This window comes from Lewinella sp. JB7, assembly GCF_024297185.1.
Lineage (GTDB): Bacteria > Bacteroidota > Bacteroidia > Chitinophagales > Saprospiraceae > Neolewinella.
The window spans coordinates 168,623-188,302 of record NZ_JANCTD010000007.1 but is presented as its reverse complement, the minus strand read 5'-3'; the positions used below and the strand labels follow the sequence as shown (position 1 = coordinate 188,302).

The window sequence follows — 19,680 nt, the reverse complement described above, 5'->3', positions numbered from 1 at the left end:
ATCTTCCCCACGATAACGTCGTAAAAGGACCCCCCGATGCGTATTTTTCTTACCCTGCTTGCGTGCTGTACGCTGACGTGGCTCGCCGCCCAGACTTCCCGGGTGGAGTTCGGTAAGAACCGCGTGCAGTACCACCGCGACTTCGAGGAGTGGGAAAAGTACGAGTCCGATAACTTCATCACCTACTGGTACGGCAACAACCAGGGCGTAGGGCAGGCGGTGGTCCAGCTCGCGGAGTACGACTTCGCCTACATCCAGAAGATGCTGGAGAGCCGGATGAACGAGAAGGTGCAGCTCATCACCTACCGTGACATCACCGACGTGAAGCAGAGCAACATCGGCAGCGAGGAAGTCTTCGAACTGACCGGCAACCAGTCGCTCAGCGCCAATACGAGCTACGTCTCCGGCACCCAGGCCAAATTTCTGGGCAACAAGGCGTTCGTCTACTTCACCGGTGATCATACCGACCTACGCCGGCAGGTGCGGGAAGCCATGGCCAGCGTGTACATCGAGCAGTTGCTCTATGGCTCCTCGGTCCAGGAAGTGGTGCAGAATGCCGTACTGCTCAATCTGCCGGACTGGTTCAAGCCCGGACTCGTGGCCTACCTCGGGGAAGACTGGAATACCCGCCTCGACGATCAGCTGCGCGACCTGATGGCCACGGGGGAGTATGAGGACTTTAACGACCTGGCCGCCGACTACCCCCGGCTGGCCGGACACTCTTTCTGGTACTACATCGCCGAGAACCTCGGAAAACCCACCGTATCGAACCTCCTCTACCTGACCCGCATCAACCGGTCGGTGGAAAACGGTTTCCTCTACGTCCTGGGGAGCAATTACGAGACGGTACTCTTCAACTGGCTGGAATTTTACCGTAACCGGTACAACGAGGATGCCCGTGGACGCGGCACGCCGACGGAAGATCAACTGACGATCAAGAACAAGAAGCAGTTGCCCATCACGCAGCTAAAGGTGAGTCCCGACGGACAAAAGATCGCCTACGTGCTCAACGAGATCGGTAAGTACAAGGTCTACCTTCAGGACGTAAACACCGGCGAGCGGGAACTGCTCCTCAAGGGTGGCCAGCGCAATCTGCTACAGGCGACGGACTACTCCTATCCCATCATCGACTTCTCCCCCACCAATCAGGAGATCGCGATCATGTACGAATTCCGGGACCAGCCCAAGCTGTTGCTGTACGACCTGAACACCGGCAAGAAGACGACCGATATCCTGGGTATTCGCCTGGACCGCGTGCTGACCATGGCCTACAACGACCCGAATACCTTTCTCATCTCGGCGATGGCCGACGGGTTCAGCGACATCTACACCTACTACCCCGCCTCCCGGCAAGCCGTGAAAATCACCAACGATTTCTGGGACGACCTCGATGCCGTGCCCGTCAACGTGCGGGGGCGGCGGGGCGTGGTCTTCGCCAGTAACCGGCCGGACACTTCCCTGCTCGCCCAGCGGCTCGACACCCTGCTGCCGGTGGGCCACTACGATCTTTTCTACTACGACCTGGAGAACAAACCCGGGGAGCTGGTGCGCATCACCGATACCCCCCTGGCCGACGAGCGGGAGCCGGCGCCGATCGACGGGGAGCACTTCAGCTACCTCAGCGATGCCAACGGCATCTACAACCGCTTCCAGGCACACCTGGAGACCTTCATCCACCACTACGAGCAGACGATCCACCTGACCGACGGGACCGAGATTACCCTTCACGGCGACTCTACGCTGGAAAAGCTGGATACGGCGCTCATCGATTCGATCGTGATCTATCCCATCATTAAGGAGCGGGCCGTAGTGGAGCCGGTTACCAATTACGGGACGAATATCCTCACTCTGGACGCGAGCGGAAAACTACCCGTGGGGGTGGAAAGTTTCATCGACGGGGGAACCACGATCGTCCGGCGCTTCAGCTTCGATACGACGGCGGTCGTGAACCTGTCACCCACCGCCTACCGCCGCCGGAGTTACCGGGCCGCCGGCCAGGTCGTGCCGCAGTTCACTAATCCGGGGAGACAACCGGCAAATCGTGTCATCCAGCCGAATCGCATCAACACGGACATCAGCCGCGACGACGAGGGGCTGCTCTTTCAGACCCGCTTCGAGGATACCGCTCCCGTGCCCGCTACGGATCCCGCCCCCGTCGACGACACGCTGCTCGACAATCAAGGGGACGCCACGGGCGAGCCTCCCGCCGGAGCGGCACCGGACAGCACCGGCACCCGTCCGCCCCTCACCGTAGTTGACGGCAGGAACAACGCGGCACGGCGCAGCAGCGGCCAGGCGACCGCGACCACCGTGCGTCGGGAACGGCCCGTACCCGAACTGAATCGGATCTATCGCTTCCGCCCCGGGCGGGTAACGTCGTACCGCACCACCTTCCGGGTGAATTACGTGAAGACGACGGCCGATAACGAACCGCTCTTCGACGGGCTGAACAGCTACGCCGCTAATCCGGACGGGTATACCCAGCAGCCGGTAGGCATCCTGCTCAAGGGGAATATCCTGGACCTCATGGAAGATTACGTCATTGAGGGCGGAGTGCGTATCCCTACGAGTTTCAACGGAACGGAATACTTCCTTACCGGCGCGGACCGGCGCCGCCGTCTCGATCGGATCTATTCCGTATACCGGCGCAACCGACGGTACCAGGACGGAATTTTCCGCAACTCGACCTCCCTCAACGGCCCCCGCCTGATCGAAGAGAATACCCTGATGGCGCAGTACGGTGTCCGCTACGCCCTCGATATCTTCCGCAGCCTGCGCGCTACGGCCACGATCCGCCGCGATCGGGTGCAGACCTTGCCTACGGAACTGGCCGCCCTGCAGACCGAGCCCCTGAGCACCGAGCGGGCGGGTATGCGGCTGGAGTACGTATTCGATAATACCCTTGGCCTGGGCCGCAACTTGCGGATGGGCACCCGCTACAAATTCTACGGCGACGTTTTCAAGAGCTTCAATATATCGTTCGACGAGGGCGTAGATTCCCAGTTCGAACCGGGCGTGCTGGGCATCGTAGGCTTCGATGCCCGTCATTACCAGCGGATACTGAAGCGCAGTGTGCTAGCGTTCCGATTGGCCGCCGCGACCAATTTCGGTCGGCAGAAAGTGCTGTACTACCTCGGCGGCGCGGATAACAGCGTGATCAACAACTTCAACGACGGTATACCCACGCCGCAGTCAGGGGACTTCGTCTTTCAGGATCTGGCGAACCCGCTGCGGGGCTTTGACATCAACATCCGCAACGGCAGCACTTACACCCTGGGCAACGCCGAACTGCGGGTGCCCGTCTTCAACTACCTGTTCAATAATATTCGCTCGGCCTTCGTCCGGGACTTCCAGGTCGTTTCCTTCTTCGACATCGGCACCGCCTGGGCGGGCTCCAGCCCTTTCGATGAGGATAACCCGGTCAACATCACCGAGTACCCGGATCAGACCACGTCGGGATACAGCCCGGTCCGTGTGAGGGTCCGCCGGTTCCGCGAACCCATCGTGTACGGATACGGCGTAGGCGTGCGGACGACCCTATTCGGGTACTTCATCCGTGCCGACTACGGTTGGGGGGTGGAAACCAGCAATCGCCAGCCGGGTAAGCTGCACGTATCGCTTGGTCTGGACTTTTAGAGTTGGTGAAGTGCGAATTGGTGAGTTGTGTAGCGTCACTCGCTCTGCTCATTCAATAACTCACCCTTCTATATCACCAACATTGCGTCGCCGTAGGCGAAAAACTTGTACTTCTCCTTCTGGGCCTGGGCGTAAGCTTCCAGGATAAGGTCGATACCGCCGAAGGCGCAGGTGGTGATGAACAGGCTGCTCTTCGGAAGGTGGAAGTTGGTGAGCAGGTGGTCGGGGATGTGGAAATCGTAGGGGGGGAAGATGAATTTATTGGTCCATCCTTCGTTGGTCGCGAGCAGGCGTTCGGCGCTGACGCTGTTTTCGACGGCGCGCAGCGTCGTGGTGCCGACGGCGCAAACAAGGCCGCCGTCCTTCTTCGTCGCGTTGACGGTATCGACGGCGGGCTGCTGGATCCGGAAGTACTCGGCATCCATTTTGTGCTTGGAGAGGTCTTCCACCTCGATGTCGCGGAAAGTACCCAGTCCGAGGTGGAGGGTGACTTCGGCCTTCTTGACGCCGGCCAGTTCCATACGCATCAGGGTTTCCCGGCTGAAGTGCAGACCGGCGGTGGGGGCCGCGACTGCTCCGACCTCGGAGGCGAAAACGGTTTGGTAGCGTTCCGCATCGCGGCTGTCGGCCTCGCGTTCCAGCAGCTTGGGCAGCGGGGTGTTGCCGAGAGAGTGCAGTTCCTTGGTGAATTCGTCGTTGGGGCCGTCGTAGAGGAAGCGGATCGTACGACCGCGGCTCGTGGTGTTGTCGACAACTTCGGCTACGAGGCGGTTGTTGCCGCGCTTGTCGTTGAAGTAGAGTTTGTTGCCGACGCGGATCTTACGGGCCGGATCGACGAGGACGTCCCACAGCCGGGCCTGGCTGTTCAGTTCGCGGAGCAGGAATACTTCGATGCGGGCCTGGGTCTTCTCCTTTAGACCGTAGAGGCGGGCCGGAAAAACCTTCGTATTGTTGAAGATGAGGGTATCTCCTTCGCTATAGTAGTCGAGGAGATCGGTGAACTGTTTATGCTCGATCTCTCCCGTAGCACGATTGACGACCATCAGCCGACTGTCGTCACGCCGCTTACTGGGCGTTCTGGCGATCAGCTTATCGTTAAGTTCAAATTTAAATTGCGACAATTTCGTCCTCATCCCGGGAAAATATTTTGTATACTTATATGCGAAACAGCCGGCAAAAGTAAGGGTTTTTTGTAACTCGCTCGCAACGGCACTGGTGAAGTAATGCACCGGACTTCCAGAAAGTTGTATGCCGTGGGCACGGGGTCGGTGGCCGGTGGAAAAATCCGGGCCGTTCGTCTATTTCATGGCTCCTGCGCGCCCGCCGCCCCTACTTTTGTCGTTCAATCCGGCGGAACATGATTTTATCCAAGGTAATTGCGGAGAGTTTGCGGCAGGCGGGGCAACAATTGCTGGGCAACAAGCTCCGTACCTTCTTATCGCTGCTGGGGATCTCGATCGGCATCTTCTGTATCATCGGGGTACTCTCCGCGGTTCAGTCCCTCCAGGACAACGTCTCGGGCAGTCTGGCCAAACTCGGCGACGATGTCGTGTACCTCGATAAGTGGCCCTGGAAGGATAACAGCGACGACTGGTGGGAATACTTCCAGCGACCCTACCCCGACCACGACGACTACGAGGCCCTGAAGGAAAACCTGGCCACCGCAAGCATCGTGAGCTACTGGACCGTCCCCGGCAACCGGACCCTCAAGTACGAGAGCAAGGCCGTGGAGGGGGGCTATCTCTTCGTGACGACCTACGAGCTCGACCGCCTGTTCAACATCGAAGTAAACCGGGGGCGCTACTGGTCTACTTCCGAATACCGCAACGGAACCGATAAGATCCTGCTCGGCAACCAGCTGGCCGAACAACTTTTCGGTCCCATCAACCCCATCAACAAGACGGTCAAGATGCAGGGGCGCAAGTACCAGGTGATCGGTACGCTGGCGCCGGCGGGGGACGACCTGATCAATCCCCTCGACTTCGACGACGCGATTCTGGTAACCTACAACAACGCCGCCCGCTTCGTCAACCTGAAGAACCGCAACCAGTACGGCGGCACCGTAGCGGTGAAGGCCAAACCCGGCGTGGAGATGGCCCGGCTGGAGGACGACATCCGCGGAATCGTCCGCTCCGAACGGCAGCTACGCCCGCGCGAGGAAGATAATTTCGCCCTCAATCAACTCAGTATGACGGCCGACGCCCTCGGGAAGTTCTTCGGAGTACTCAACATCATCGGCTTCCTGATCGGCGGCTTTTCGATCGTAGTGGGTGCCATCAGCGTGGCGAACATCATGTTCGTCAGCGTGAAGGAGCGCACCAGCCTCATCGGCGTAAAGAAGGCCCTGGGGGCGCGGCAGTACGTGATCCTTCTGGAATTCCTGACCGAGTCGATCATCCTCTGCATCATCGGCGGGCTCATCGGACTGGCCATGGTCGTGGGCATCACATCCGTCATCAACCAGTTCCTGCCCGGCTTTCAGATCTCGCTGAGTATCGTCTACGCCCTGATCGGGGTGGGCCTGTCTGCGGTCGTGGGTATCCTGGCCGGTCTGATTCCAGCGCTTCTTGCCGCCCGGATGGATCCGGTAGAGGCCATGCGCAGCTAGGGCCCGGGCTGGCTACTGCACCCGGCGCACGGTAGCGTCGCGGTAACCGGCCTCCCGCACGCGATTGCGCAGTTCCTGCGCTTCGTCCTGAAAGTAGTATTTCCCCGTGTACACGCGATGGATGAGGCCCGTCTTGGTGGACCACACTTCCCCGAAGCCGAGTTCCGTAAGGGTTTCCACGAGCGCTTTGGCGTTGCTTTCCTTGCTGAACGCGCCGACCTGGACGCCGAAGAGCATCTCGTCGGGCGCGAAGCGGCGGCGGCGGGGCGCGTCGGGGCCCTTGACCTGTACCGTCGGCGGCGGAGCCGTAGGCTGCGCTTCCCGGGCCGCCTCCCGCTGCGCCCAGGCCGAGCGCTCGCAGGTAGGCCCCTGGGTGCCGGCCTCAATGACCCGGAGGCGCACCATCGCCGAACCGGCCCGTAACAGACCGATCTCGCGCGCCGCGGCCCGACTGAGGTCGATGATCCGGTCGGGGTGGTGGGGCCCGCAGTCGTTTACGCGGACCGTTACTTTTTTGCCGCTGGCTACGTGGGTGACTTCCAGCACCGTACCGTAGTCAAACTCCTTACTGGCGGCGGTGAGCGCGTGCTTGTCGTATTGTTCTCCGGTGCTGGTGGAGGCCAGGTGAAAGCGATCGGCGTAGTAGCTGGCCATGCCCTCGGTGCGTTGGGCCAGCGCCGGCAGGGTGAAAAAGAGTAGCGCAAGGACCGGCAACAGGGGCCGTAGGCGGGATGAAAGGAAGGTAGTCATGATCGGTGTAAGGTTGAGTGTAATCGGTGGAATGGACCCGGGACGGTAAGGTTCGGCGGTAGCGAATACTTTAGGTCGGGCGTAACAATTTCTAAAATGACGGAATATAACTACAAAGCCCACGGTTCGTGGGGATTAGTGCACTAAAACATTACATTTGACTGGTAACCCATCATTTCACGCAACGGTAGCGATGCATACGGAGAGCGAGGATCAGACCCTATTCGAGTCCATTAAAAGCGGTCGGTACGAGCTCATCGATCAGCTCTACCTGGACCACCGTACCGCATTCGTGACGTACGCCAAGCGGCAACTGTACGCGACGGAGGAGGATGCGGCCGACTGCTTTCAGGACGCCGTGATCGCTTTTTACCGCAACGTGGTAAGTGGCAAATTACAGGTACTCACCTGTTCCATCCGCACCTACCTCTTCAGCATCGGCAAACGCCTCGTCTACCGCCGCAACCACCAACGGCAGCGGGAAATGCCGACCGACCACGAAGCCGGGGTTAATCCGGCCGACGAACTCGACTGGAGCCTGATCGACCGTTTCGAACGTGAGCACGACCGCAGCCGTTTAAAGGATGCCATGGATAGCCTCGGCGAACCGTGCCGGGAAATCCTGACCCTGTACTATTATCATCATTATCCGATCGAAAGCATCATGCAATCCGTGGGGCTTCCGTCGGAAGGCGCCACGCGCATCAAAAAAATGCGCTGTCTGAATGAGTTGAAGAAGCTCGTTAAAAAAACCTCATGAACACTGAAGACCAGCCGGACCGCATCGGTGACTATCTGCGCGGCGACCTGGCCGATCGCGAAGCATTCGAGCGTGAACTATCCGCGAATCCCCAACTGAAAATTGAAATGGAAACTACCCGCCAGGCCCTGGATGCCATCACACTGAGGGAAGAACAGGTACTCAAAGATCGCCTACGCAATCTGGAAGCCGGCATGGCCACTACGGCCCGGCAGCCGGATGCCAAGGTCATTCCTATCGGCCGCAAGCGCAGCGGAGGATGGTTCGCCTACGCCGCCGCTGCCGCTCTGGTCGTGTTCGTAGCGGGCTACTTCCTGCTGCGGCCCGCCCCGGCGACCCCCGAACAACTCGCCCTCTCCGAATTCGAGCCCTTCACGAATATTGCCTACACCGTCACCAAAGGTGCCAACGACGGTGACGACGGCCGTGCCGCCGCCTACGCCGCCTACGAAACCGGCGATTACGCGACGGCGGAGGGAGCATTTGCCGCGCTGGGCCCCGACGATCCGGTCGACCGCTTCTACTTCGGCCAGACCCTCCTGGCCCAGGAGAAGTATGCTTCCGCCCGTGACCTCTACCGGGAACTGGCTACGCAGACCGACTTCAATCTCACCCAGGAGTCCGCCTACTACCTCGCGTTGGCGAATCTCGGGCTCGGTCAGGCCGACGAAGCCCGGGAAGAGATCCGCCGCATCGCCGACAACGCCGACCATCCCATGAGTCGCGAGGCTCGCCAACTTCTGGAGAAGTTATGATGGCGAAAATCGGACTGGAAGACGTCCGTTTTCAGGCTCCCCACGGATTCTTCGAGGAAGAGCATTTGATGGGCAATGAATTCAGCATCGACATCGAGGTGGAGGCCAGTGTCGCCGGAGCCGCGGAGGAGGACGATCTGGGGGGAACGGTCAATTATTCCACCATCTACTACCTGTTGCAGGCCGAAATGAAGAAGCCCGCGCAGCTGCTGGAAGCCCTGGCGTACCGGATGGCCAGCCGGATCATGAACCAGTTCGACGGGGTAGCCTCCGTCCGCCTCAAGTTGCGTAAACTCAGTCCGCCGCTTGGCGGTCGGGTGGGTGCCGCCTTCGTGGAGATCGAACTGGGGGGCGCCGGGGGGGCGATGCCCGCTCCGACCGGCAGGGCGCAGCATACCTTCGAGGACCCGGACGAGGACTACCCCGATGACTTCAAGCCCCCGGGCTCCTTCGACATCAGCGGCTTCAACTTCTAGGCGAGCAAACTAATGACCGGTAAATCGGCTTATAGAAACTCACCTCCGAGCTATGACCGTACGTGCCTTCCTACTTCTCCTCCTGCCCCTCCTGTTCCTGGGGTGTACCAGCCAGCAAATCAACCAAACCCTGAATACCGTTCTCAACGGTGGCCTCACCTCCACGGATATTGCTAATGGATTGAAAGAAGCCCTGCAGATCGGCGCGCGGGAGGGCGCGGAAGAACTTTCCAAACCCGGAGGATACTTCGATGACGTCGCCTACCGCATCCTCCTGCCCGAGGAAGTGCGTCAGGTCACCGACCGACTACAGGGGGTGCCCGGCTTCAGTAATCTGGAGGAAGTTATTCTGAAGAAGATCAACCAGGGGGCCGAGGACGCGGCTACCAAGGCGGCACCCATATTCGTGGATGCTATCCGGCAAATGACCATTCAGGACGCCGTCGGCATACTGAAGGGCGACAACACCGCCGCCACCGCCTACCTGGAACGGACCACCACCCAGGCGCTGACCAACGAGTTCGCCCCGGTCATCAATACGAGTCTGGATAAGTACGACGCCAATAAGATCTGGCTCGATGCCGCCACGGCCTACAACAACTTTCCCCTCACCCGGCAGCAGGTAAATACCGACCTGGGTGCCTACGTTACCGAACAGGCCCTGAACGGCCTCTTTAAGAAGGTAGCCCTGAAGGAAATCGATATTCGCCAGAACGTAGCGGCCCGTACGACGGAGCTGCTGCGGCGGGTATTCGCCCAGCAGGATTCCGTAAATTAATTCACTCTCCACCAGTATAATCATCATGAAACTCCAGGGAAGAAAAGGTAGCAGCAATATCGAAGATCGCCGTGGTCGCGGCGGCGGCAGTATGTTTGGCGGCGGCGCCGGCCGGGCCGGCAGTTTCGGAATCGGCACCATCATAATCATGGTCGTCGTCTTCTTTCTCGGGGGCAACCCCCTGGAATACCTCGGCATCGGCGGTGGGGGCAATCAGGCCACCCAGACCACTCCCGGCGAGCGGGGAGAGGATCTGAACGAGACGGGCTCCTACGCCAACATCGTCAGCGTTACCCTGCAGGAGACCGAGAACGTATGGAACAACGTCTTCCCCCAGCAGTACGGCCGCAACTACAAGGAGCCGGTCCTGGTGCTCTTCAGCGGACAGGACCGCTCGGCCTGTGGTTTCGCCAGCGCGGCCACTGGGCCCTTCTACTGTCCGGCCGATCAGAAAGTGTACATCGACCTTTCCTTCGCCGATCAGCTGCGTAAGCGGTTCGGTTCGCCCGGCGATTTCGCGCTAGCCTACGTCGTGGCTCATGAGGTCGGTCATCACGTCCAGAACCTGCTCGGGTACAGCCAGCAGGTCAATCAGGCCCGCCAGCGCTCCAGCAAGGAGCAGGCTAATGCAATGTCCGTCCGTCTGGAACTGCAGGCCGATTACCTCGCTGGAGTATGGGCCAACTACGCCAACCGCGACGGACAACTGCTGGAGCAGGGAGATATTCAGGAGGCCATCACCGCCGCTACGGCCATTGGTGACGACCGTCTACAGATGGAGGCTCAGGGCTACGTCGTCCCCGAGAGCTTTACCCACGGCACCTCCGAACAACGCGTTCGCGCCTTCACCGAAGGTTACCGGAGTGGAGATGCGAGTAAGGCCGCCATGGATCGCTACTTCTCCGCCCGCAACCTGTAGCGACGGCTTCAGCCGTCCCGCTGCCCCTCGTATAGTTACCGTGTAGCGACGGCTTTAGCCGTTCAGCTGTTCTCCCCGGTGTAGCGGCGGCTTTAGCGGTTCAGCTGCGATCCGACCATGCCCAGGCATCGGCCCGTTAACCCCCCCGCAAATCCGTAAACCGCTCGTGCGCTACACCGCGACTCCGGACCCGTACACCGCCTCGATCTCGCTCAGGGTGCCGTAGAGCGCGTCCACGTCGAACTCACTGACGAGCACCTTCCGGTATTGCTTGATGTTGGGTAGGCCGCGGAAATAATTGGTATAGTGGCGACGCATTTCCAGGATGCCGAGCGTTTCACCCTTCCAGTCAATGCTGCGCTGCAGGTGTTCCCGGGCGGCGGCGACGCGTTCCTCCACGGTCGGCGGGGCGAGCAGTTCGCCCGTCGCGAAATAATGCTTCACTTCCCGGAAGATCCACGGGTAACCGATGGATGCCCGGCCGATCATGATGCCGTCGACGCCGTAACGGTCGCGGTAGGCGGCGGCCTTCTCCGGGGAATCGATGTCTCCGTTACCGAAAATGGGAATGTGGATCCGTGGATTGTCCTTGATCTTGCCGATCAGCGACCAGTCGGCTTCCCCCTTGTACATCTGCTTGCGGGTCCGGCCGTGGATACTCAGGGCCTTAATGCCGATGTCCTGTAGCCGTTCGGCGACTTCCTCGATGTACTTGCTGTTATCGTCCCAGCCTAATCGGGTCTTGACCGTAACGGGAAGGTGGGTACGGTCCACGATGGCCTTGGTCAGCTCCACCATTTTAGGAATGTCCTGCAGGATCCCGGCCCCGGCACCCTTACAGACGACCTTCTTGACCGGACAGCCGAAGTTGATGTCGAGCACCTCGGGGTTCGCTTCCGTCACGATGTCTGCGGCCTGTACCATGCTATCCAGGTTCGCCCCAAAGATCTGAATGCCGATCGGGCGCTCGTAGTCGTAGATGTCGAGCTTAGCGACGCTCTTATCGGCATCGCGGATCAGGCCCTCCACGCTGATGAATTCCGTGTACATCATATCGCAGCCCTGCGCCGTGCAGAGTGCGCGAAAGGGGGGGTCGCTGACGTCCTCCATCGGAGCGAGCAGCAGGGGAAATTCCCCGAGTTCTATGTCGGCTATTCTGACCATATCGATCTACCATTTACAAACTGCGAAATACAATGTTCAATTGCGCGACGCCTAGGGGGCGGGGCCGCGGGAGCAACGAACATTCCGAAGCCCGTCCCACCTACATGATAAATGTCCGCCCATGCGCCCGATCATTCGTTTCGCCATCGTCCTATCTTTAATGACGACCGGTCTCTGTCAATCCTGTCAACACCAGGGAAGTACCGACAATTTTTCCGCTGCGTCGTCCGTCCGGGATTCGACCGGCCTGACGCTCGTCGCCGAAATAACGGGCGTGCAGGTAACCGGGATCACGGTGACCGACCAGGGGCGCGTATTCGCCACTTTTCCGCGGTGGCGGAAGGGGGTACCCTACACCCTAGGTGAGATCGTGAACGGCGAAGTCCGCCCCTACCCCAATGCCGAGCTAAATTCCTGGGACATCGGGCAGCCCGCCGCCGACAAATTGGTCAACGTACAGAGTGCCGTTGCGGCGGGGGATACCCTATATGTTGCCGACACCCGCAATCCGCTCATTCAGGGACTGATCACTACACCGAGGGTACATCTCTATAACCTGCAAACGAATGAGCTCCTGCGTACTTACGAACTACCCGCCGGTACCACCGTGCCGCAAACCTACGTCAACGATCTGCGGATCGACCGGACTCGCCAACAGGTCTACTTCACCGATTCCGGTCGGGGCGCTCTGATGGTGCTCGACCTGAAGTCCGGTAATAGTTGGCGGGTACTCGATGGTCACCCCTCCGTCCGGGCTACGCTCGACAGCTTGGTCATCAACGGTAAACCGTGGAAGCGGAAGATACCCTCCGACGGCATTGCCCTCGACCCGGTGAACGACCGACTACTATTCCATGCGCTCTCGGGATATACCCTCTACGCCATCCCGCTTTCCGTGCTGTCGGACCGCAATGCCCCGAACCCGGGCGACGCCGTCCAAACCGTGGCGACCACGCCCGCCCCCGATGGTATGTGGCGCAGCGGCGGCCGCACCATCATGGCGGATCTGGAGGCACGGGCCGTCGTGAGCGTCGGTGACGACGGATCCGTAATTCGCCTAGTGGAGGGTCCCCGGGTCGGTTGGGCAGACACCTTTAGCGAGTACGATGGAGAGCTGTACTTCACCAATTCAAAATTGCCCGAGGCGGATTCCGTGGTATCCGGAATGACCTTCCCCATCTGGCGTATGACCCTTCCTGCCGAGTAATCAGCGCTCCCTTCTCCCTTTCCTTACTTAATTTCACCCCCATGACTCAACAAGGCAACATCACCACCGAGCTCCGTATGGGGTTCGCGCGCATCGTTTTTTCCCACCCCAGTCACAACAGCATGCCTTCGCACCTGCTGGCCGACTTGGTGAGGCACATTGATGAGGCTGCCGCTAATCCCGCCGTCCGGGCAGTGCTGCTGCGGAGTGCCGGAGACGATACCTTCTGTGCCGGCGCCAATCTCGACGAATTACTGGCCATCAAGGATGAAGCCACTGGAAAGGATTTTTTTATGGGATTCGCCAACGTCATTCTGGCCATGCGGCGCTGTCCGAAACCGATCGTCGTGGCCGTACAGGGGAAGGCCATCGGTGGGGGCGTGGGCATTGCCGCCGCCGCCGACTACACGCTGGGCTGCAAGGGAGCCCAGGTCAAGTTGAGCGAACTCGCGATCGCGATCGGGCCCTTCGTCATTCTGCCGGCCCTGATCCGGAAAATGGGAGTAGCCGCCGCCAGCGAACTCTGCCTGGACACCGAATGGCATGATTCCCGCTGGGCCCGGGAAAAAGGCCTCTACCAGCGGGTGTATGCCGGCCCCGAAGAACTTTTTCGGGAAGCCCGCTTACTGGCTAAGCGCCTGGCCGAGCATAGTCCCGCCGCTTCGAGCCGACTGAAGCAAAGCCTCTGGTCCGGTACCGACCACTGGCCCCAGGAGCTGGCCAACCGGGCGGCCGTGACCGGAACGCTCGTCCTTACCGACGAAGCTAAAAATGCCCTGGCTAAGTTCAAGAAAAAGTAGTGAACCGGATCGATCGTCCCCACGTCGTTGTTTTGTCAGGAGCGGGCGTCAGTGCCGAATCGGGCCTGCGCACCTTTCGCGACAGCGACGGGCTCTGGGAAGAGCATCGGGTAGAGGATGTAGCCACCCCCGAAGCCTTCGCCCGGGACCCGGAGCTGGTCATGCGGTTCTATAATTTGCGGCGGGCCCAACTCAAATCGGCCCGACCCAACGTGGGGCATAAGTTGATTGCCGCCCTGGAGGCGGAGTATGCGGTAACGGTCGTCACTCAGAACGTCGATGACCTACACGAGCGAGCAGGATCTACCCGCGTCATTCACCTGCACGGGGAGCTGACCAAGGTGCGTCCCGTGAGCGGCGATGGGCCGGAACGACCCTGGGAAGGAGACCTTGCCATCGGGGATCTTGACGACGATGGCGTGCAACTGCGCCCCCACATCGTGTGGTTCGGGGAGGACGTACCACTGATCCGGGAGGCCGCCGAAATCGTGCAGGGGGCGGATGCGGTCATTATCATCGGAACGTCGCTCCAGGTGTACCCGGCGGCCGGACTGGTTTCGTTTGCTCCTGCGTCCGCGCCCGTGTTGTATATCGACCCCGCCCCGGCGGTCGGCTACGAACTGCGGGGCCGGAAGAACCTCCACGTCCTGGAAATGGGTGGTAGTGAGGGAATGGAGCGCGCCCGTGTCCTGCTATCTACTTTGCTGTAACGTATCTTTGCCGCTTAAATACCCACGTATGAAATTCGGAGTGATCGTATTTCCCGGCAGTAACTGCGACGACGACATGGTGCACGTACTCGGTACGGTGCTGGGGCACGAGACCGTGAAGTTGTGGCATAAGAACGAGAGCCTGGAAGGGTTTACCACCGACGATTGTATCATCGTGCCCGGAGGATTCAGTTACGGAGACTACGTGCGGGCCGGTGCCGTAGCCCGCTTCTCTCCGATCATGAAGTCGGTCATCGACTTTGCTAATCGCGGGGGCTACGTCTTTGGCATCTGTAACGGTTTCCAGATTCTCTGCGAAGCCCACCTGCTGCCCGGTGCCCTGCTGCGCAACCGCGACCAGAAGTTCATCGCGAAGAACGTGTTTATTCGCTCCGAAACCGACAATGCGGCCACCAATCGCCGGCTATCGCCCGGGCAGGTACTGCGCATTCCGGTGGCGCACGCCGAGGGGCGCTACTACGCCGACGAGGAAACGATCTTTCAGCTCAATCAGAACGACCAGATTCTGTTCCGTTACTGCGACGGCGCCGGGGAAGTGAACCTGGCCAGCAACCACAACGGATCAGTCGGCAACATCGCCGGCATCTGCAACGAGGCCCGCAACGTTTTCGGCATGATGCCCCACCCGGAACGCGCCAGTGAAGATATTCTGGGGAACAAGGACGGGTACTCGATCTTCCGCGGACTGGTGGAAGCCGTAGCGGAAGTTGGGTGAGAATTTGGAATTTAAAATGTGAAATTTCACATTTTAAATTTATTCCGGCCGCGGTGCTTGATCTTGCTATTTGGAGTGGTACGTCTAACAGGGATTTACCATTTACCATTTACGGATGTACCATGTACCATTTGCTGCGGATGTAGAAGGGTAATTTCAAATTTCACATTTAAAATTTGCCCTGGCCGCGGTGCTTGATTTTGCTATTTGGGTGGTACGCCTAACAGGGATTTACCATTTACCATTTACGGATGTACCATGTACCATTGGCTGCGGATGTAGAAGGATAATTTCAAATTTCACATTTAAAATTTGCCCTGGCCGCGGTGCTAAATCTTGCTATTTGGGTGGTACGCCTAACAGGAATTTACCATGTACCATTTACGGATGTATCATGTACCATTTAGCTAACGCCGTGGAGGATAATTTCAAATTTCACATTTAAAATTTGCCCCGGCCGCGGTGCTTGTTCTTGCTATTTGGAGTGGTACGCGTAGTAAGAATTTACCATGTACCATTTACGGATGTACCATGTACCATTTGCTGCGGATGTAGAAGGATAATTTCAAATTTCACAGTTAAAATTTGCCCCGGCCGCGGTGCCTGTTCTCGCTATTTGGAATAGTATGCGTAGTAGGAATTTACCATTGTACCACAGTACCACAGTACCTACCGTCTGCTATTTAATGAATAAGGCAGCATCAGTCCAGGGGTGGGGATTTGCCACGAGCGCAGCGAGCAACCACGTGCGGCAGCTACATTGAATATTGATATTTAAAATTTAGATCCCTTCCACGCCGCGCTGCCGTAACTCCTGCCGCAATTGTTCCGGATTCTGGAAGTGGATGGTGTCAAGTCCTTCCTTGCGGGCGGCCTTAACGTTGCGTAGGCTGTCGTCGATGAATACGCAGCCGTGGAATTCCTGCAGATCGTAGGTTTCGTGCAAGAGGCGGTAAATCGCCGGATCGGGTTTCTGCAGGCCGACTTCTCCCGACACCATGATATTTTCGAAGAGTTGGAGAAAGGGGAAGGTCTGCCGGGCCCAGGGGAAGAGTTCATGCGACCAGTTGGTGAGGGCGAGTAGTCGGTACTTACCGCTGGCCTTCAGGGCTTTAAGTATCTCTACCGTGTCGGGAATGGCGCCGGTAATGGTCTCCGTCCACCGGTCGTAGTAGATCCGTATCTCCCGCTCGAACTCGGGATGGCGGGCGATGAGTTCGCGGGTACCTTCTTCGATGGTGCGCCCGGCGTCCTGTTTCTCGTTCCACTCGAGGGTAGCTACGTTGGTCAGAAAGTAGTCTACTTCCTCCGGCGTAGCGAATACCTTCTCAAACAGCGCGCGGGGTTGCCAACCGATGAGGACGTTACCAAGGTCGAAGATGATGGTGTGGGGCACGGGGGGTGATTGGGTAATTGGGGGGTGGGTGAGTGGATGGGGGCTGATCAGCCGATGTGACCGGGCTTCGGTTTGGCGAGGGCCATTAGGACTGCTCCGCCGATGACGAGGGGGACGCTGAGCCACTGTCCGGTGGTGAGGGCTACGCCGAAGCCGCCCTGATCGCTCTTGAAGTATTCCCAGACGAAGCGGAAGCCGAAGATGAGGACGAACCAGAGGCCGGTAAGGAAGCCGGGCTTGTGGCGGGCGTCCGTCTTCCAGTAGAGCGACAGTAGGATCACGAAGGTGAGGAGGTAGCTGAGCGACTCGTATATCTGCACCGGGTGGCGGGGTACGTCGGCGAGAGTGCGGGGCACGGCGTTGACGAAGAGGAAGGCCCAGGGGGCATCGCTGGGGGTACCGACGATCTCGCTGTTCATCAGGTTGCCGAAACGAATCATGGCACCGACGAGGGCAATCGGGGCGGCTACCTTATCGCTGATCCAGAAGAACGACTTCTTACTGATAAACTTACTGAAGAGCCACAGGGCCGTCACGACGCCGATCACGCCGCCGTGACTCGCCAGGCCACCTTCCCATACTTTAATGATATCACCCGGATGCTGACTGTAGTAGTCCCACTGGTAGAACAGAATATGCCCGAGTCGCGCTCCGAGGATCGTGCCGGCAATGAGAAAGTAGAAGCAGTAGTCCAGCCAGGCTTCCGGGGCACCTTCCCGTAAGAACATGCGGCGCACCATCATGAAACCCAGGAGAAAGCCCACGGCGAACATCATGCCGTACCAGCGTAGGGTAACGGGGCCGATGGAGAAAATTTCGGGGGAGGCGTCCCAGGTGATGAAGAGCATGGGGGAGGGGGTGTTAAGATAACTGAGAAGTAGGATGGTATAGTAGTAAAATGGTACAATGGTAGGTGCATGGGCTCTGCCCACCTACCACCGTACCATCCTACTACATCACTTCTCAGGTTTCATTTGTGGAAAGAACAACACCTCCTGAATGCTCTTCTGACCGGTCAGCAGCATGACGAGGCGGTCGATGCCGATGCCGATGCCGGCGGTGGGAGGCATACCGTATTCGAGGGCGCGGAGAAAATCCTCGTCGGTGGCCATGGCTTCGTCGTCGCCGCGCTGGGCGAGTTCGAGCTGTTCTTCGAAGCGAGCACGCTGGTCGATGGGGTCGTTGAGCTCGGAGTAGGCGTTGGCGATCTCCTTGCCGTTGACGATGAGCTCGAAGCGTTCCACCAAGCCTTTCTTGCTGCGGTGCTTCTTGGTCAGGGGCGACATCTCCACCGGATAATCGGTGATGAAGGTGGGCTGGATCAGTTTAGCTTCCACATGCTCGCCGAAGATCTCATCGACGAGCTTACCGCGGCCCATGGTGTTGTCGACGTGAACGTGCAGACGTTTGGCGATGGCACGGAGCTCGTTTTCGTCCGCCCCGTCGATGTTTTCGCCGGTGTGCTCGCGGATAGCATCGGCCATGGTGAGCCGGCGGTAGGGGCCCCGGAAATCGATCTCGTGTTCGCCGGCCTTTACCTTAGTCGTACCGTTGACGGACTGTACCGCGTGCTCCAGTAGTTGCTCGCAGGTGTCCATCATCCAGTTGTAGTCCTTGTAGGCGACGTAGAATTCCACGGCGGTGAACTCGGGGTTATGGGTGCGGTCCATGCCTTCGTTGCGGAACATCTTCGCGAACTCGTATACACCATCGAAGCCGGCCACGATGAGCCGCTTGAGGTAGAGCTCGTTGGCAATACGCAGGTACATGGGGACGTCCAGCGTATTGTGGTGGGTCCTGAAGGGCCGCGCCGCCGCGCCGCCATGAATGGGCTGAAGAATGGGCGTTTCCACTTCCATCAGGCCGAGATCGTCGAGGAACTGCCGCATTGAGGTAATGAGGCGGCTACGCTTACGAAAGATCTCCTTGTACTGAGGGTTGACGGTCAGGTCCACGTAGCGCATGCGGTAACGCAGCTCGGGATCCTTAAACTCGTCGTACACGTGCCCCTCGTCGTCACGCTTCGGGGTGGGCAGGGGGCGCAGGGATTTGCCGAGAAAGGTGAGTTCCTGCACGTGCACGCTGATCTCGCCGGTGCGGGTTTTGAAGACGAACCCCCTGACGCCGATAAAATCGCCCAGATCGAGGTACTTTTTGAACAGGTCATTGTAGAGTGACTTGTCTTCCCCGGGGGCGATGTCGTCGCGGCTCACGTAGAGTTGGATGCGTCCGCTACTGTCCTGAAGGTTGGCGAAGGCGGCCTTACCCATAATGCGCTGGGACATGACGCGGCCGGCCAGGGTTACTTCCTGGAAGTTGGTCACTTTCCCCTCTTCGTCCGTTTCGACGCTGGAAAGAATGTCGGCGGCCAGGTGGGTGACCGGGAAGAGGGCGGCCGGGAAGGGGTCGATGCCGAGAGCGCGGATCTTGGCCAGGTTTTCGCGGCGGGTGATTTCCTGGTCGGTGAGTTCCATGGGGGCTGGGTTGAGTTGCGGCGGGCAAAGGTAAGACAGCAGGACGGCTGCAGCCGTGGCGACCAACAAAAAAGCTCCTCCACCCCGCAGGATAGAGAAGCTTTTTCGACCGGAATGAGACCGGTTACCTAGTCGTTGTCGCGGGTAATGAAGGACTCTTCGCGTTGGCGACGGGCTTCGCGTTCGCGGAGTTCACGAAGTTCGCGGGCGTCCTTTTCGCGTTGTTCTTCTTCCTTCATTCCGTCCTTAAGTTCCTTTTCGAGGGAGCCCTTGGCGGTATTGAATTCGCGGATGCCCTTACCGATGCCGCGCATGAGTTCGGGGATTTTCTTGCCTCCGAAAAGGAGCAGAATTGCAAAGAAGACCAGGATCATCTCCGGGCCGATGGCGTTGAGGAAAAGCAGCGTGGTATTCATCATCATCTTAGTTGAAAGCGTCACCAAAGATAACGCAAGTTAGAAGATAACGTGTCGGGCACCGTCGGAGTTGTTCAGCGGTCGACACTTTAGTG

Annotated in this window: 18 protein-coding genes; 11 read left to right on the top strand and 7 right to left on the bottom strand. The window is 59.0% G+C overall.

All coding sequences use genetic code 11. The features are described from left to right. The first annotated feature begins 36 nt into the window (after positions 1-36). Positions 37-3,636: a hypothetical protein gene (locus tag NMA52_RS13880; RefSeq protein WP_254828294.1), complete on the top strand. Its 3,600-nt coding sequence runs from the start codon at positions 37-39 to the stop codon at positions 3,634-3,636. Between the two features lie 68 nt (positions 3,637-3,704). Here NMA52_RS13880 and queA read toward each other — a convergent pair whose 3' ends face one another. Then, complete coding sequence (gene queA, locus NMA52_RS13875; RefSeq protein ID WP_254828293.1) at positions 3,705-4,769, bottom strand: tRNA preQ1(34) S-adenosylmethionine ribosyltransferase-isomerase QueA; 1,065 nt, start codon at positions 4,767-4,769, stop codon at positions 3,705-3,707. A 224-nt stretch (positions 4,770-4,993) separates the two neighbouring features. Between queA and NMA52_RS13870 the strand changes: the two genes are divergently transcribed. Beyond that, positions 4,994-6,244, top strand: coding sequence for an ABC transporter permease (locus NMA52_RS13870; protein WP_254828292.1), 1,251 nt, complete (start codon positions 4,994-4,996; stop codon positions 6,242-6,244). Between the two features lie 12 nt (positions 6,245-6,256). Here NMA52_RS13870 and NMA52_RS13865 read toward each other — a convergent pair whose 3' ends face one another. Next, positions 6,257-6,994: a septal ring lytic transglycosylase RlpA family protein gene (locus NMA52_RS13865; RefSeq protein ID WP_254828291.1), complete on the bottom strand. Its 738-nt coding sequence runs from the start codon at positions 6,992-6,994 to the stop codon at positions 6,257-6,259. Between the two features lie 157 nt (positions 6,995-7,151). Between NMA52_RS13865 and NMA52_RS13860 the strand changes: the two genes are divergently transcribed. The 5 genes from NMA52_RS13860 to NMA52_RS13840 are packed head-to-tail and all read left to right on the top strand — an operon-like array spanning position 7,152 to position 10,682. Then, a complete protein-coding gene (locus tag NMA52_RS13860; protein WP_254828290.1) occupies positions 7,152-7,754 on the top strand; it encodes an RNA polymerase sigma factor in 603 nt (200 codons plus the stop codon). Further along, positions 7,751-8,509: a tol-pal system YbgF family protein gene (locus NMA52_RS13855; protein WP_254828289.1), complete on the top strand. Its 759-nt coding sequence runs from the start codon at positions 7,751-7,753 to the stop codon at positions 8,507-8,509. Before NMA52_RS13860 ends, NMA52_RS13855 begins: the two co-directional genes overlap by 4 nt. Then, positions 8,506-8,985, top strand: coding sequence for a dihydroneopterin aldolase (gene folB / locus NMA52_RS13850; RefSeq protein WP_254828288.1), 480 nt, complete (start codon positions 8,506-8,508; stop codon positions 8,983-8,985). The genes NMA52_RS13855 and folB overlap by 4 nt, the downstream gene beginning before the upstream one ends. Before the next feature lie 52 nt (positions 8,986-9,037). Beyond that, positions 9,038-9,763, top strand: coding sequence for a DUF4197 domain-containing protein (locus tag NMA52_RS13845; protein ID WP_254828287.1), 726 nt, complete (start codon positions 9,038-9,040; stop codon positions 9,761-9,763). 25 nt (positions 9,764-9,788) lie between these two features. Beyond that, positions 9,789-10,682, top strand: coding sequence for a neutral zinc metallopeptidase (locus NMA52_RS13840; RefSeq protein WP_254828286.1), 894 nt, complete (start codon positions 9,789-9,791; stop codon positions 10,680-10,682). Positions 10,683-10,853: 171 nt separating this feature from the next. Here the strand turns inward: NMA52_RS13840 and dusB are convergent, their stop codons facing one another. Continuing rightward, positions 10,854-11,846, bottom strand: coding sequence for a tRNA dihydrouridine synthase DusB (gene dusB / locus NMA52_RS13835; protein ID WP_254828285.1), 993 nt, complete (start codon positions 11,844-11,846; stop codon positions 10,854-10,856). 121 nt (positions 11,847-11,967) lie between these two features. Here dusB and NMA52_RS13830 point away from each other — a divergent pair, with 121 nt between their 5' ends. From NMA52_RS13830 to purQ, 4 genes are read left to right on the top strand one after another with little or no spacing between them, the layout of a single operon-like run. Then, positions 11,968-13,053, top strand: coding sequence for a major royal jelly family protein (locus NMA52_RS13830; protein WP_254828284.1), 1,086 nt, complete (start codon positions 11,968-11,970; stop codon positions 13,051-13,053). Between the two features lie 41 nt (positions 13,054-13,094). Next, positions 13,095-13,853, top strand: coding sequence for an enoyl-CoA hydratase/isomerase family protein (locus tag NMA52_RS13825; RefSeq protein WP_254828283.1), 759 nt, complete (start codon positions 13,095-13,097; stop codon positions 13,851-13,853). Positions 13,854-13,861: 8 nt separating this feature from the next. Further along, the gene (locus tag NMA52_RS13820; RefSeq protein WP_371930973.1) at positions 13,862-14,563 is read left to right on the top strand and encodes a Sir2 family NAD-dependent protein deacetylase; all 702 of its coding nucleotides are present in this window, start codon (positions 13,862-13,864) and stop codon (positions 14,561-14,563) included. A gap of 28 nt (positions 14,564-14,591) precedes the next feature. Continuing rightward, positions 14,592-15,299 (top strand): phosphoribosylformylglycinamidine synthase subunit PurQ, encoded by a 708-nt coding sequence (gene purQ / locus NMA52_RS13815; RefSeq protein ID WP_254828281.1) that lies wholly within the window; start codon positions 14,592-14,594, stop codon positions 15,297-15,299. Between the two features lie 781 nt (positions 15,300-16,080). On the opposite strand, the gene NMA52_RS13810 is transcribed toward purQ, so the two are convergent. From NMA52_RS13810 to NMA52_RS13795, 4 genes are all read right to left on the bottom strand, one after another. Continuing rightward, a complete protein-coding gene (locus NMA52_RS13810) occupies positions 16,081-16,695 on the bottom strand; it encodes an HAD-IA family hydrolase (protein WP_254828280.1) in 615 nt (204 codons plus the stop codon). Between the two features lie 47 nt (positions 16,696-16,742). Next, on the bottom strand, positions 16,743-17,543 hold the full coding sequence (gene lgt, locus NMA52_RS13805; RefSeq protein ID WP_254828279.1) for a prolipoprotein diacylglyceryl transferase: 801 nt from the start codon (positions 17,541-17,543) through the stop codon (positions 16,743-16,745). A gap of 108 nt (positions 17,544-17,651) precedes the next feature. Then, entirely contained in the window at positions 17,652-19,169 is a 1,518-nt protein-coding gene (gene lysS / locus NMA52_RS13800) for a lysine--tRNA ligase (protein WP_254828278.1), read from the bottom strand. A 128-nt stretch (positions 19,170-19,297) separates the two neighbouring features. Beyond that, on the bottom strand, positions 19,298-19,609 hold the full coding sequence (locus NMA52_RS13795; protein ID WP_254828277.1) for a twin-arginine translocase TatA/TatE family subunit: 312 nt from the start codon (positions 19,607-19,609) through the stop codon (positions 19,298-19,300). Positions 19,610-19,680: the final 71 nt, after the last annotated feature.